14 protein-coding genes are annotated in these 13,145 nt (G+C 71.6%); 6 read left to right on the top strand and 8 right to left on the bottom strand.

All coding sequences use genetic code 11. From position 1 onward, the window contains the following. Nucleotides 1-75 precede the first annotated feature (75 nt). Together H1226_RS06095 and H1226_RS06090 are read left to right on the top strand one after the other, a co-directional pair. Entirely contained in the window at nucleotides 76-1,098 is a 1,023-nt protein-coding gene (locus H1226_RS06095) for a hypothetical protein (protein WP_258347785.1), read from the top strand. A gap of 208 nt (nucleotides 1,099-1,306) precedes the next feature. Then, nucleotides 1,307-1,795, top strand: a complete 489-nt coding sequence (locus tag H1226_RS06090; RefSeq protein WP_258347784.1) for a beta-class carbonic anhydrase — start codon at nucleotides 1,307-1,309, stop codon at nucleotides 1,793-1,795. A 482-nt stretch (nucleotides 1,796-2,277) separates the two neighbouring features. On the opposite strand, the gene rlmN is transcribed toward H1226_RS06090, so the two are convergent. Beyond that, the gene (gene rlmN, locus H1226_RS06085) at nucleotides 2,278-3,387 is read right to left on the bottom strand and encodes a 23S rRNA (adenine(2503)-C(2))-methyltransferase RlmN (protein WP_224966998.1); all 1,110 of its coding nucleotides are present in this window, start codon (nucleotides 3,385-3,387) and stop codon (nucleotides 2,278-2,280) included. Nucleotides 3,388-3,519: 132 nt separating this feature from the next. Between rlmN and H1226_RS06080 the strand changes: the two genes are divergently transcribed. The 4 genes from H1226_RS06080 to H1226_RS06065 are packed head-to-tail and all read left to right on the top strand — an operon-like array spanning nucleotide 3,520 to nucleotide 6,773. Next, a complete protein-coding gene (locus H1226_RS06080) occupies nucleotides 3,520-4,455 on the top strand; it encodes a metal ABC transporter substrate-binding protein (protein WP_258347782.1) in 936 nt (311 codons plus the stop codon). After that, nucleotides 4,452-5,174: a metal ABC transporter ATP-binding protein gene (locus H1226_RS06075; protein ID WP_258347780.1), complete on the top strand. Its 723-nt coding sequence runs from the start codon at nucleotides 4,452-4,454 to the stop codon at nucleotides 5,172-5,174. The genes H1226_RS06080 and H1226_RS06075 overlap by 4 nt, the downstream gene beginning before the upstream one ends. Further along, nucleotides 5,171-6,049 carry a metal ABC transporter permease gene (locus tag H1226_RS06070; protein ID WP_224960013.1) on the top strand — a complete coding sequence of 293 codons (879 nt, stop codon included), beginning with the start codon at nucleotides 5,171-5,173 and terminating at the stop codon, nucleotides 6,047-6,049. Before H1226_RS06075 ends, H1226_RS06070 begins: the two co-directional genes overlap by 4 nt. Nucleotides 6,050-6,101: 52 nt before the next feature. After that, the gene (locus tag H1226_RS06065; RefSeq protein WP_373690065.1) at nucleotides 6,102-6,773 is read left to right on the top strand and encodes a metal-dependent transcriptional regulator; all 672 of its coding nucleotides are present in this window, start codon (nucleotides 6,102-6,104) and stop codon (nucleotides 6,771-6,773) included. Nucleotides 6,774-6,780: 7 nt separating this feature from the next. On the opposite strand, the gene H1226_RS06060 is transcribed toward H1226_RS06065, so the two are convergent. The 7 genes from H1226_RS06060 to rpsB all read right to left on the bottom strand — a co-directional run bounded on the left by H1226_RS06060 (nucleotide 6,781) and on the right by rpsB (nucleotide 12,872). Continuing rightward, the gene (locus H1226_RS06060; protein ID WP_224967001.1) at nucleotides 6,781-7,227 is read right to left on the bottom strand and encodes a hypothetical protein; all 447 of its coding nucleotides are present in this window, start codon (nucleotides 7,225-7,227) and stop codon (nucleotides 6,781-6,783) included. A gap of 447 nt (nucleotides 7,228-7,674) precedes the next feature. Continuing rightward, nucleotides 7,675-8,403: a class I SAM-dependent methyltransferase gene (locus H1226_RS06055; protein WP_258347777.1), complete on the bottom strand. Its 729-nt coding sequence runs from the start codon at nucleotides 8,401-8,403 to the stop codon at nucleotides 7,675-7,677. After that, a complete protein-coding gene (locus tag H1226_RS06050) occupies nucleotides 8,400-9,245 on the bottom strand; it encodes a phosphatidate cytidylyltransferase (protein ID WP_258347775.1) in 846 nt (281 codons plus the stop codon). The genes H1226_RS06055 and H1226_RS06050 overlap by 4 nt, the downstream gene beginning before the upstream one ends. A 182-nt stretch (nucleotides 9,246-9,427) precedes the next feature. After that, nucleotides 9,428-9,985 carry a ribosome recycling factor gene (frr, locus tag H1226_RS06045; protein WP_224960007.1) on the bottom strand — a complete coding sequence of 186 codons (558 nt, stop codon included), beginning with the start codon at nucleotides 9,983-9,985 and terminating at the stop codon, nucleotides 9,428-9,430. 96 nt (nucleotides 9,986-10,081) lie between these two features. Continuing rightward, a complete protein-coding gene (gene pyrH / locus H1226_RS06040; RefSeq protein WP_225044741.1) occupies nucleotides 10,082-10,831 on the bottom strand; it encodes a UMP kinase in 750 nt (249 codons plus the stop codon). Between the two features lie 190 nt (nucleotides 10,832-11,021). Further along, nucleotides 11,022-11,837 (bottom strand): translation elongation factor Ts, encoded by an 816-nt coding sequence (tsf, locus tag H1226_RS06035; RefSeq protein WP_224960005.1) that lies wholly within the window; start codon nucleotides 11,835-11,837, stop codon nucleotides 11,022-11,024. Nucleotides 11,838-12,044: 207 nt separating this feature from the next. Next, the gene (gene rpsB, locus H1226_RS06030) at nucleotides 12,045-12,872 is read right to left on the bottom strand and encodes a 30S ribosomal protein S2 (protein WP_224960004.1); all 828 of its coding nucleotides are present in this window, start codon (nucleotides 12,870-12,872) and stop codon (nucleotides 12,045-12,047) included. Between the last annotated feature and the right edge of the window lie 273 nt (nucleotides 12,873-13,145).

The following is a 13,145-nucleotide window of genomic DNA, read 5'->3' as shown; positions in this document are numbered from 1 at the left end:
GATCGGGTTTGCCACGGGAGGTCTACGTTTCGCTTCGTGGGCCATTACCCGGAGCCGCAACTGCACCGGTGGGTCTTGGCACGTCTGGGGGCGGCGAGCGACGAGCTCGCCGGATTGCTGGGTGCCCGGGGCCGCGACCGGATACCGCACGAGTTCCTGGCCGATCCCGCGCGGATCGACGCGCACGCGCTCTGCCTGGAGCTGGACGAGCTCAGCGCCGTCCGCTCCCTCCGGTTGCCCGACTCCTTCCTGGACGAGGTGGGCGGGGACCGGGCGCCGGAACGGCTGCCCGAGGTGCTCCACGAGATAGAGCGCCTCGACCGGCTGCGGGAGCTGCGGCTGCCGCCGGACGTGTTCGCCGACGTCCCGCTCGAAACCGTCGACTGCTGGCGGCACCGGGCGCTGAACGGCTTGCCCACCGAGTCGACGAACGCCCGGCTGTCCCTGCTGGCCGCGCTGTGCTGGCACCGGCAGGGCGAGCTGACCCGCGAGCTGCTGGGCGTGCTGCTGACCCTGATCGACGAGCTGCGGTCCCGCGCCGGCGCCCGGTTGCGCGCCGCGGGCGCACCGCCCGACGGGCGCTGGCGGCGCTGGTCGCCCCCCGAGGAGCACGCGGACGCGCTGCTGCGGCGTTCCGCCGAGCCGGACCGGGGACGGGCCGCGCGGGCCGCGCTGCACATCACCTACACCTCCGACCACCGGCAGCTGCTGTCCGCGCTGCTGCACGTCCTGGACTTCCGCAGCAGCGACCGGCGCCGGTGGCCGCTGCTGGCGGCGCTGGGGGAACTGGTCGACGGCCCTACCCGGGTGTGGGGCGAGGGCCGCTACCTGCCGTCCGGCCTGGACGTCCCCGTGCGCGGCGTCGTGCCCGCGGGCTGGCTGGAGGGCGTGGTGGACCGGAACGGCCGGGTGGACCGGACCGGCTACGAGCTCTGCGTGCTGCTGGCCTTGCGGGAGGCGCTGCAGGACGGCGCGGTGACGGTTCCCGGTTCGGCCGAGCCGCGCGCGGGCATCGGCGACGCGATCGGCGAGTGCATCGCTTGGCCGCCGGACGCGGCGACGCTGAGCACCTCCGGCAGCGCTCCGCCGCACGGGTGACCGCGGCGTCCCACCACGTGGCGCGCCCTTGCGCGCACCGCTCGTAGCGCCTGGAGTGGGCGCATGACCGGTGCGGTGCTCACCCCGTTCTGGCCGACCCGGCGCGGATCGCTGTTCGACCAGGCGTGTCGGCGGGCCGCGCAGCGAAGTGCGCGGCCGCTCCCGCTCGGCACGCCGGCCATCCAGCACGACGAGGAGGTCACCGATCATGTCGGTCACCGATGAACTGCTCCGCAACAACGAGGCCTACGCCGCGGGCTTCGAGGGCCCGCTCCCCCTGCCGCCGTCCAAGCACGTCGCCGTGGTGGCCTGCATGGACGCCCGGCTGGACGTCTACCGCGCGCTCGGCCTGCGCGAAGGCGAGACGCACGTGATCCGCAACGCGGGCGGGGTGATCACCGCGGACGAGGTCCGATCGCTCGCGATCAGCCAACGGCTGCTCGGCACCGAGGAGATCGTGCTCGTCCACCACACCGACTGCGGGATGCTGACGTTCACCGACGAGGAGTTCGCCGCCACCCTCCGGCAGGAGGTCGGGGCCGAACCGGAGTGGGCCGCGGAGGCGTTCGCCGACGTCGCCGAGGACGTCCGGCGTTCGTTGCGGCGGATCCTCGACGACCCGTTCATCCCCAAGAAGGGCTCGGTGCGCGGGTTCGTCTTCGACGTCGCCACCGGGAAGCTCGCCGAGGTGCGCTGACCCGGACGGGAGGCCGGCCGGACAGTGCGGTGCGAGGGGAAGGGAGCACTGTCCGGCCGGCGACGGCCCGATGCCGGTCGGGGGGTCTCGACATCGGGCCGAGCGATCCGGCATCGCCGGGACCACGACCAGCATGATCTCCGCGCGGCGCGTTTTTCCAGAGGCCCCACACGGTCGATGGACACCCCTTGCGCGGGGTGCGCCGATGTCCTCCCGGCTGCGGAGGTGCGGGTGTCGCAGCGGCTCGCCCGGCACCGTCCGCGCAGGTCAACGACGGGCGTTCGACACCGGGCGGGTACGTGCGGCGGCAACCACGCCGGTGGCGCGGTGCTCCGGGGCTCCACCGATCCGGATCATCCGACTTGATGAAGCGGGGCGGCGACGGTCTCCGGCGGAGGTGATCCGGGCTCGCGCGCGGCGGGCATCGCGGCGGTCGGCCGAGCAGGGCTCACCGCGCGCGAGGCCGCCGGGAATCTCCGAGGTCAGGCCTCGGCGGCGAGCTGCCCGCAGGCCGCCGCGATCTCCTGGCCGCGGGTGTCGCGGACGGTGCACGGCACGCCCGCGTCCCGGACGCGCTGCACGAACTCGCGCTGCACCGGCTTCGGCGAGGCGTCCCACTTGCTGCCCGGCGTCGGGTTCAGCGGGATCAGGTTCACGTGCGCGAACTGGCCGAGGTGCTTGTGCAGCAGCTTGCCCAGCAGGTCCGCGCGCCACGGCTGGTCGTTGATGTCCCGGATCAGCGCGTACTCGATCGACACCCGGCGACCGGTGTGGTCGGCGTAGCCGCGCGCCGCCTCCAGCACTTCGGCGACCTTCCAGCGGTTGTTCACCGGCACCAGCGTGTCCCGCAGCTCGTCGTCGGGGGTGTGCAGCGACACCGCCAGCGTCACGTGCAGCTGCTCCTCGGTCATCCGCTTGATCGCGGGCACCAGGCCCACGGTGGAGACCGTCACCGAACGCTGCGACAGGCCCAGCCCCTCCGGCGCGGGGTCGCAGATGCGGCGCACCGCGGAGATCACCCGCTTGTAGTTCGCCAGCGGCTCGCCCATGCCCATGAACACCACGTTGGACAGCCGGCCCGGGCCGCCGGGCACTTCGCCGTCGCGCAGCATCGCGGCCGCGGTGCGCACCTGGTCCACGATCTCCGCGGTGGACAGGTTCCGCTGCAGACCGCCCTGCCCGGTCGCGCAGAACGGGCAGGCCATGCCGCAGCCCGCCTGGCTGGAGATGCAGACGGTGGCGCGGTCGGTGTAGCGCATCAGGACGCTCTCGATGAGCGTGCCGTCGTGCGCCCGCCACAGCGTCTTGCGGGTGGTGCCCTCGTCGGTGTCCAGCGTCCGCACCTGCGTGAGCAGGGTGGGCAGCAGGTCCGCGCCGAGCTTGGCCCGGCTCGCCGCGGGGATGTCGGTCATCGACTCCACGTCGGCGTTGAGCCGGCCGAAGTAGTGGTGCGCGAGCTGCTTCGCGCGGAACGGCTTCTCCCCGAGCTCGCCCACCGCGGCGCGGCGCTCCTCGACCGACAGGTCGGCGAGGTGACGAGGGGGCAGGCCGCGCTTGGGCGCGTCGAAGACCAGCGGAAGTGAAGTCGACATAGCGCCCACCAGTGTCCCACGGCCCGAGGCGAGCCCCGTCGGCACGTCCGGGTCGGCCCGCCGGGACCGGCGGCCCTGGTCCGCCCGGACCGCGTCCGCTAAGGTTTCGTCGTGCCGAAACTTCACTCCCCAGTGCGGCGAACTTTCCGGTGTGGCAGGCGTGCCGCGGCCGGGATCGCCGCGCTGGCCGCCGCGCTGCCGCTCGTCGCCGGGTGCGACGCCGGGCTCGGACGGGCCGAGGACGGCAAGCCCTCGGTGGTCACCACCTTCACCGTCCTCGCCGACATGACCAGGGCCGTCGCGGGCGACCGGATCACCGTCGACTCGATCACCAAGCCCGGCGCCGAGGTGCACGGCTACGAGCCCACGCCCAGCGACCTGCTCACCGCCGCGAAGTCCGACCTGGTGCTGGACAACGGCCTCGGCCTGGAGAGCTGGTTCGCCCAGTTCGTCGAACGCAGCGAAGCCCCGCACGTGACCCTGAGCGAAGGCGTCGACCCGATCCCGGTCGCCGCGGGCGGCACCCGCGGCGCCGCCAACCCGCACGCCTGGATGTCCCCGCGCAACGCCAAGACCTACGTCGCGAACATCCGCGACGCGCTCAGCCGGATCGACCCCGCGCACGCCGCCGAGTTCCGCGCCAACGCCGACGACTACACCCGACGGCTCGACGAGATCGAGCGCTACCTGCGCACCGAGCTCGACCGGATCCCCGCGCGGCAGCGGGCACTGGTCACCTGCGAAGGCGCCTTCTCCTACCTGACCAGGGACGCGGGCCTGCAGGAGGCGTACCTGTGGCCGGTCAACAGCGACTCCGAAGGCACCCCGCAGCAGATCAAGAACACCACCCGCTTCGTGCAGCAGCAGGACGTGCCCGCCGTGTTCTGCGAATCGACCGTGAACGACAAGGCGCAGCGCCAGGTGGCCGAGGAGACCGGGGCGCGGCTCGGCGGCACCCTCTACGTCGACTCGCTGTCCGAACCCGGCGGGCCCGTGCCCACCTACCTCGACCTGTTGCGCCACGACGCCGAGACCATCGTCGCCGGACTCTCCGGAGGTGCCCGATGAGCGTGCAGGCCCGGCACGTGACCGTCTCCTACCGCGAAGCGCTCGCCCTCGACGACGTGACCGTGGACATCGCCTCCGGGCAGGTCTGCGGGCTGCTCGGGGTCAACGGATCCGGCAAGTCCACCCTGTTCAAAGCGCTGATGGGGCTGGTGCGCCCCGACCGCGGCGAGATCCGGCTCCTCGGCCGCGACCCGAAGCGCGCCCGCCGCGACGGACTCGTCGCCTACGTGCCGCAGTCCGAGGCGATCGACGCCACGTTCCCCGTCACCGTCGCCGACGTGGTGCTGATGGGCCGCTACGGGCGGATGGGGATCACCCGCCGCGCCCGGCCCGCCGACCGGGCCGCGGTCGCCGAGGCGCTGGACCGCGTCGGGCTCACCGACCTCGCGCGCAACCCCATCGGCGCGCTCTCCGGCGGCCAGCGCAAGCGCGCCTTCGTCGCCCGCGGGATCGCCCAGGGCGCCGAGCTGCTGCTGCTCGACGAACCGTTCGCCGGGGTGGACAAGGGTTCCGAGGCCATGATCGCCGACCTGCTGCGGGGACTGCGCGACGAAGGCCGCACCATCATGATCTCCACGCACGACCTGGCCGGCGCCCCCGCGCTGTGCGACGAGGCCGTGCTGCTGCACCAGCGGGTCCTCGCCCACGGCCCCGTCGACGACGTGCTCGCCCCCGAAGTGCTGGCCCGCACCTTCGGCGTGCCGGGAGGAGTCCGATGAACGACCTCGCGATCTGGCTGCTGGAACCGCTGCAGTTCGGCTTCATGCGGCGCGCGCTGCTGGTCAGCGTGGTGGCGGCACTGGTGTGCGCCGTGCTGTCCTGCTGGGTGACGCTGATCGGCTGGTCGCTGCTCGGCGACGCCGTCTCGCACGCCGTGCTGCCCGGTGTGGTGCTGGCCTACGTGTTCGCGCTGCCGTTCTCCGTCGGCGCGTTCCTGTTCGGCGGCCTGTCCGTGGCCATGATCGGTGCGGTGCGCGGCACCACGAAGCTCAAGGGCGACACCGCGATCGGCGTGGTGTTCACCGGGCTCTTCGCGCTGGGCGTGGTGCTGATCTCGCGGATCCCCAGCCAGGTCGACCTCAACCACATCCTGTTCGGCAACGTCCTCGGCGTCACCGACGGCGACATCGCGCAGGTGCTGGTGATCAGCGCGATCACGCTGGCGGTGGCGGTGCTGAAGCGGCGCGACCTCACGCTGTACGCGTTCGACCCCACCCACGCGCACGCCATCGGGCTGCAGCCGCGGCGGATCGGCGCGCTGCTGCTGACGATGCTGGCGCTGACCGTGGTCGTCGCGCTGCAGGCCGTCGGCGTCATCCTGGTGACCGCGATGCTGATCACGCCAGGGGCGACCGCGTTCCTGCTGACCAGGCGCTTCCCCCGGATGCTGGCGGTGGCCGCGGCGCTGTCGGTCGGCAGCGGGATCGCGGGCACCTACCTGAGCTTCCACCTGGACACCTCGACCGGCGGGATGATCGTGTGCTGCCAGGCCGCGCTGTTCCTGCTCACCTACCTGTTCGCACCCGGGCAGGGGCTGTTCCGGGAGCTGCTGCGGCGGCGCGCGCGGCGCGCGGAGGCCGCCACCGCCGGATAGTCCACCCACTCGTGGCACCACCCGGTCTCCTATCGTGGGGGCCATGACGAGCATGGCCGAACGCCCTTCGGCGTCCGTGGAGGACTACGTCCGGGCGATCTACGGGCTCACCGAGCGCGGGGTGGCCGTGACCAACGCGACGCTGACGCAGCGGCTGGGGCTCAGCCCCTCCTCCGTCTCCGGGATGATCACCAAGCTGGCCCAGCTGGGGCTGGTCACGCACATCCGCTACCGCAGCGTCGAACTCACCGCGGAAGGCCGCAGGCTCGCCTACGACGTGCTGCGCAGGCACCGGCTGCTGGAGCTGTTCCTGGTGGAGGTCCTCGACTACACCTGGGACGAGGTGCACCCGGAGGCCGACGCGCTGGAGCACGCCGTCTCCGACGAGCTCATCGAGCACATCGCCGCGAAGCTCGGCCACCCCACCCACGACCCGCACGGCGACCCCATCCCCACCGCGGACGGCGTCGTGGAGAAGCCCACCACCCGGCTGCTGGACCAGGTCGAACCGGGCACCGTCGGCACCATCGCGCGGGTCTGGGACACGGATTCGGAGCTGCTGCGCTACCTCACCGACCACGGGATGATCCTCGGCGCGCGCATCGAGGTGGTGGAGCGCAAACCGTTCGGCGGCCCGCTCGTGGTGCGAGTGGGGGAACCGGCGGAGGCCGAGACGCACTTCCTCGGCACCGAGATCGCGAGCACGCTGTCCATCCGCAGCTGACCTCCGGTCAGGAGGCGCGGCGGTCGTGCTCGGCCCGCGGCTCCTCCCCTTCCGCCCGCTCGTCCTCGGACGTCCCCGAGCCGTAGAGCTCGTCGGCGAGGAGGCGGTCGTGCAACTGGTCGGTGCGGTGCGCGCCGAGCACCGCGAGCAGCAGGTCGAACCGGTGGTCGGTGAGCACGATCGCGACGTGCGCGAAACCGCCCAACCCGCCGAGCACCAGCACCGACACCCACCGCGCCGGCACCTCGTCCTGCACCAGCAGCACCACCGCGACCGCCAGGGCCAGCACCGAGGTGAACGCGACGGCCCTGGCCAGCATCAACCGCCGCCACAACGTCCGGAAGGTCGGGTGCTGCCGGGACAGCTCCCGGACGAGCCCGGCTCGTTCGCGCCGGTCCATCCGCGCGACCTGGCTCAATCCCGCGGTGACCGGTCCGCCCGCGTGAAAGGCCATCTGGTCGCTCCTGTTGCACGTGTTCGCGGCGGGATCCGGCCGGTTCCCGGCCACTTCAGAGTTCGCCCCGAGACCGCGATCGAGGCCCGGCCGCCGCGCCGCGGCCCGCGGTGGGGTCGTCGCCGGATCAGCCCGGCGGGCACCACACTCCGTCACCAAGACAAGTCGATCACGACGGAGCGCTGCGAACAAGGCGTCATTCGGGGGCGCCCGAACCGCGGCCCGGACACCTCGGCGTGACTGCGACCGAGTGCACGACAAGTCTTGATCGTCCGGTCGGTTGGTCTTGCCAGCCGTTCGGGAAATGTCGCTACTTTACGTGTCGGCAACCGCGCGTTGATCACCCGGCATGCGCTCCCACCAGGTGTTTTGCCGACACTGCGAGTACCGGTCGGTATTCGGAAGAAATCTTCGAGCACCGCGAATCGGCAATGCCGGCGCACCGGTTCAAGAACCTCGGAGCAGCCCCACCGGACGAGTGCGAATGCGCACCCGATAACCCACTTCGAACTCGCAGCCGGAGATCTGCCGCAACGCCCGGCGCGCCACCTTCGGCGAGAACTCGATCCCCAGCACCGCCGCCAGCTCGGCCCGGTCCGCGAACCGCCACACCGCGCGCACCGACTCGCTGCGGAAACCGTGCAGCTGGAAGAACCGCTCCACCGCGACCGGGTCGAACCGCGGCGAATCCGCGCGCATCCAGTCGCCGTACGGCGAGCACGACCCGTCCAGGTCGACGATCGCGAGCGTGCCACCCGGCCGCAGCACCCGCTCGGCCTCCACCAGCCCCGGCTCGCAGCCCGGTCCGAAGAAGTACGCGGTCCGGGCGTGCACCAGGTCCGCGCAGGCACCGGCCAGCGGCAACCGCTGCGCAGGAGCCTGCAGCACCGCCACCCCCGGCATCCCGGCCACCCGCGAGCGCGCTCGCTCCACCAGCGGCGGGTGCGGTTCCACCCCCACCACCGAACGCGCCGACTCCGCGAAGACCCCCAGGTGGAACCCGTCGCCGCAGCCCACGTCCACCACGTCGCCGCCGGACCAGTCGCAGCTCGCGCGCAACGCCGCCCACAGCGCGCCGGACACGTCCTGCGCGCGGTTCTCCCGCTCGTAGACGTCCGGCCAGTGCCAGATGTTCGGACTCGGCGTGATCCGGGCCGGATCGCCCGACCCGATCATTGCGGGAGCAGCCAGAACAACATCATCCACGCCACCACCGCGGACGGCAGCAGCGAATCCATCCGGTCCATCAGGCCACCGTGACCGGGCAGCATGTTGCCCATGTCCTTGATCCCCAGGTCCCGCTTGATGACCGACTCCATCAGGTCGCCCAGCGTCGCGCTGCACACCAGCGCGGCGCCGAACAGCGCGCCCTGCCACCACTCGCCGCCCAGCAGCAGCACCACCGACAGCACGCCCGCCACGGCGCCCGTCAGCATCGAACCCGCGAAGCCCTCCCAGGACTTCTTCGGGCTGATCGACGGCGCCATCGGGTGCTTGCCCAGCAGGACGCCGAACGCGTAACCACCGGTGTCCGAGGCCACCACACCGATCATGAAGCACAGCGCGCGGAACGCGCCGTCCGACGGCACCGCCAGCATCGCCGCGAACGACGCGAACATCGGGACGTACGCGGCGGTGAACACCGACGCCGTCACATCGCGCAGATAACCGTCCACGCCGAGCCGGAACCGCCACGCCAGGCAGCCCAACGTCGTGATCGTGAACGCCACCAGCAGGCCACGCAGCCCGAACGGCCAGGACAACCAGATCATCAGCTGCCCGCCCACCAGCACGGGCAGCAGGCTCACCCGGATGTCCGCGCCGCGGCGCAGCGCCCCGGCCAGCTCCACCGTGGACACCGCGGCCGCCACCGCGACGATGCCGATGAACAGGTGCCGCAGCATCAGCAACGACAGGATCACCGCGGCGCCCAGCACGACGCCCACCGCGATCGCCGCCCGCAGATCACGACCCGCCCGGGAGGGGCGCGACGGCTCGTCCGGTGCGGAAGCGGACATCCCGGACTCACCTTCGCGCTGGCTGGTCGTCACCGAAGGTCGCCCGGGTCCAGCACACCCGGCACCCGGGCGGCCTGCGGCCTGACCCCGGGCGGACACGAGCGGAAACGACCAGACGCCCACGCGGGCGCCGCCGGCGAAAGCGGCCCGGCAGCCGCGAACCACAGTTGCAAGACAGCCTCTCAAACTTCGAGGAGCTCTGCTTCCTTGTGCTTGACGAGCTCATCGATCTGGGCCGTGAAGCGGTGGGTGAGGTTGTCCAGCTCCTTCTCACCGCGCGTGCCCTCGTCCTCGCCCGCGTCGCCGTCCTTGACCGCGCGGTCGATGCCTTCCTTGACCTTGCGCCGGATGCCGCGGATGGTGATCTTGCCTTCCTCGCCCTTGTGCTTGGCGAGCTTGACCATCTCCTTGCGGCGCTCCTCGGTCATCTGCGGGATCGCGATCCGGATCAGCTGACCGTCGTTCGACGGGTTCACGCCCAGGTCCGAGTCCCGGATGGCCTTCTCCATCGCCGCGAGCTGGCTGGAGTCGTAGGGCTTGATGACGACCAGCCGGGCTTCGGGCACGCTGACGCTGGCCAGCTGGTTCAGCGGCGTCGGCGAACCGTAGTAGTCGACGACGATGCCGGAGAACATCGCCGGGTTGGCACGGCCGGTGCGAACCGTGGCCAGGTCGTCCTTGGCCACGTGCACCGCCTTCTCCATCTTCTCCTCGCCGTCGAGGAGGGCCTCGTCGATCACGGTTGCTCCTTAGGTGTGGCGGCCGATGTACGTGCAGTGCGCGCCGCGCGACGCGGTGAAGCGTCGTCAGCGGACCCGATCAGGATCTCAGCAGCGTCACGCAGGCGCTGCGGCAGGGGTGCTGACCAGGGTTCCGATCTTCTCACCGCGAACCGCGCGGGCGATGTTGCCCTCCTGCAGGAGGTTGAACACGAGGATCGGCATGGCGTTGTCCATGCAGAGGCTGAACGCGGTCGCGTCGGCGACCTTCAAGCCCCGCTCCAGCACCTCGCGGTGGCTGACCGCGTCGAAGCGCACCGCCGTCGGGTCCGTCTTCGGGTCCGCGGTGTAGACGCCGTCGACGGCCTTCGCCATCAGCACGACCTCGCAGCCGATCTCCAGCGCGCGCTGGGCGGCGGCGGTGTCGGTGGAGAAGTACGGCATCCCGGTACCGGCACCGAAGATGACCACGCGGCCCTTCTCCATGTGCCTGCTCGCGCGGCGCGGGATGTACGGCTCGGCGACCTGGCCCATCTCGATCGCCGTCATCACCCGGGTGTCGATGTCGTGCTCGCGCTCCAGGAAGTCCTGCAGCGCCAGGCAGTTCATCACCGTGCCCAGCATGCTCATGTAGTCGCCGCGGGCGCGTTCCATGCCGCGCTGCTGCAGCTCCGCACCGCGGAAGAAGTTCCCGCCGCCGATGACCACGGCGACCTCGACCCCGCTCGCGACGACCTCGGCGATCTGCCTGGCCACCGTTCCCACCACGTCCGGATCGACGCCGACGGCGCCACCGCCGAACATCTCACCGCCCAGCTTGAGCAGCACACGCCCGTAGCCGTCTTCCGACGTGCCGTCGTCGGTCACTGGGTTCCTCCTGGAGGGCCGTTGTTCCACGGTGATCGTGCAGCACCACCTGTGCTGCGCTGCGCGAACGCCCCGCCCTCCCACTGGGCGGAGGCGGGGCGTGCGGGTCGCGAACCCCGCCACCGGGATCGTCCGGTGGCGGCGACGCGGAACCGGCGCGGCGGTCGGAGGACCGCCGCGCCGGGCGGGATCAGGCCTGGCCGACCTCGAACCGCGCGAAGCGGGTCACGGTCACGCCTGCCTCGTCCAGCAGGGCCTTGACGGTCTTCTTGTTGTCCTGCACCGACGGCTGGTCGAGCAGCACGTTCTCCTTGAAGAAGCCGTTCAGACGACCCTCGATGATCTTCGGGAGGGCCTGCTCCGGCTTGTTCTCGGCGCGCGCGGTCTCCTCGGCGATGCGGCGCTCGTTGGCCACCACGTCCTCGGGGACGTCGTCGCGGCTGAGGTAGGTGGCCTTCAGGGCCGCCACCTGCATCGCGGCGTTGCGCGCGGCGTCCTCGTCGGAGCCGGTGTACTCGACCAGCACGCCCACGGCCGGCGGGAGGTCCGCGGCGCGGCGGTGCAGGTAGGTGGTCACCTGGCCGTCGAAGACGACGACGCGGCGCAGCTCCAGCTTCTCGCCGATCTTGACGGCGAGGTCCTGCACGGCCTCACCGATGGTCTTGTCGCCCAGCGGGGCGGCCTTGACCGTCTCCAGGTCGGAGGAGTTCGCGGCCTTCGCGGCCTCGACGACCTTGTCCGCCAGCGCGATGAACTCGTCGTTCTTGGCGACGAAGTCCGTCTCGCTGTTCAGCTCGATCATCGCACCGCCGGCGGCGACGACCAGGCCCTCGGCGGCGGAGCGCTCGGCGCGCTTGCCGATGTCCTTGGCACCCTTGATGCGCAGGACCTCCACGGCCTTGTCGAAGTCCCCGTCGGTCTCGGTGAGGGCCTTCTTGCAGTCCATCATGCCGGCGCCGGTCAGGTCACGGAGACGCTTGACGTCGGCCGCAGTGTAGTTCGCCATCGTGCGGGTCCGTCCTTTTTCGGAATGTGTGCACAGCGGAAGATCAGCGGCGGCAGCGGAGGCAGCACGTGCGTCCGCGGCCGCTCGCGACGCGAATGGGCGGCGGGTCGTGCTCGACGCCCGCCGCCGCTGGGCCCCGAGCCGCGGTGCGGCCGGGAGACCCGATGATCGTGCCGGTCACCGCTGGGGTGACCGGCACGGTCGGAATCAGGACTGGGCGGGCTCGTCGGCCTTCGCCGCACCCTCACCGGAACCGGTGGTCAGCAGCTGCTGCTCCCACTCCGGCAGCGGCTCCTCGCCGGCCGGCTGGGGCTTCTCCTCGCCCTCGGCAACGCCGTTGCCGCGGCCGCTGCGGGCCATCAGACCGGCGGCGACACCGTCGGCCACCACGCGGGTCAGCAGCGCGGCGGAGCGGATCGCGTCGTCGTTGCCCGGGATCGGGTAGTCGACCTCGTCCGGGTCGCAGTTGGTGTCCAGGATCGCGACGACCGGGATGTTCAGCTTGCGAGCCTCGCCGACGGCGATGTGCTCCTTCTTCGTGTCCACGATCCAGACGGCGCTGGGGATCTTGGACATGTCGCGGATGCCGCCGAGGGTCTTCTCCAGCTTGTCCTTCTCGCGGGTCAGCATCAAGATTTCCTTCTTGGTGCGCCCCTCGAAGCCGCCGGTCTGCTCCATCGCCTCCAGCTCCTTGAGCCGCTGGAGACGGCGGTGCACCGTCTGGAAGTTCGTGAGCATGCCGCCCAGCCAGCGCTGGTTCACGTAGGGCATGCCGACGCGCAGCGACTGCTCCGCGATCGCTTCCTGCGCCTGCTTCTTGGTGCCGACGAACAGGATCGTCCCGCCGTGGGCGACCGTCTGCTTGACGAAGTCGTACGCCGCATCGATGTACGACAGCGTCTGCTGCAGGTCGATGATGTAGATGCCGTTGCGCTCGGTGAAGATGTAGCGCTTCATCTTCGGGTTCCAGCGCCGGGTCTGGTGCCCGAAGTGCACGCCGCTGTCGAGCAGCTGCTTCATGGTGACGACGGCCATGGCCTTGTTCGCACCTCTTGTGTCGGGCGCACCGCCGAGCGGTGCGCGGGTTTCGGTTCTCGCGGCGGGCCGGGTGACCTGCCGCCCTGGTGCCCGCGTTCGATGCCCCCGCCCTGGCCTCGACGGCCGGGACCTCGGAGGCACCGCTGCCGCGCCGGACCGACGAACCGCATCCCCCGCCGCTCGGTGGCGGCCCGTCCGGGCCTGCCGGGCGGCTCGACGCCGTGCGGCGCCGACATCGACACCACCGGGCACAGCCGTCGGGCGTCGTGG

Source organism: Saccharopolyspora gregorii (assembly GCF_024734405.1).
Lineage (GTDB): Bacteria > Actinomycetota > Actinomycetes > Mycobacteriales > Pseudonocardiaceae > Saccharopolyspora_C > Saccharopolyspora_C gregorii.
This window is presented reverse-complemented; position numbering and strand designations above follow the sequence as displayed.

Bases quoted from the DNA above. Each gene is read 5' to 3' on its own strand.
- H1226_RS06050 (WP_258347775.1), bottom strand. From the start codon at position 9,245: ATGTCCGCTTCCGCACCGGACGAGCCGTCGCGCCCCTCCCGGGCGGGT.
- H1226_RS06070 (WP_224960013.1), top strand. From the start codon at position 5,171: ATGAACGACCTCGCGATCTGGCTGCTGGAACCGCTGCAGTTCGGCTTC.
- tsf (WP_224960005.1), bottom strand. From the start codon at position 11,837: ATGGCGAACTACACTGCGGCCGACGTCAAGCGTCTCCGTGACCTGACC.
- H1226_RS06090 (WP_258347784.1), top strand. From the start codon at position 1,307: ATGTCGGTCACCGATGAACTGCTCCGCAACAACGAGGCCTACGCCGCG.
- H1226_RS06075 (WP_258347780.1), top strand. From the start codon at position 4,452: ATGAGCGTGCAGGCCCGGCACGTGACCGTCTCCTACCGCGAAGCGCTC.
- H1226_RS06065 (WP_373690065.1), top strand. From the start codon at position 6,102: ATGGCCGAACGCCCTTCGGCGTCCGTGGAGGACTACGTCCGGGCGATC.
- rlmN (WP_224966998.1), bottom strand. From the start codon at position 3,387: ATGTCGACTTCACTTCCGCTGGTCTTCGACGCGCCCAAGCGCGGCCTG.
- H1226_RS06055 (WP_258347777.1), bottom strand. From the start codon at position 8,403: ATGATCGGGTCGGGCGATCCGGCCCGGATCACGCCGAGTCCGAACATC.
- rpsB (WP_224960004.1), bottom strand. From the start codon at position 12,872: ATGGCCGTCGTCACCATGAAGCAGCTGCTCGACAGCGGCGTGCACTTC.
- H1226_RS06060 (WP_224967001.1), bottom strand. From the start codon at position 7,227: ATGGCCTTTCACGCGGGCGGACCGGTCACCGCGGGATTGAGCCAGGTC.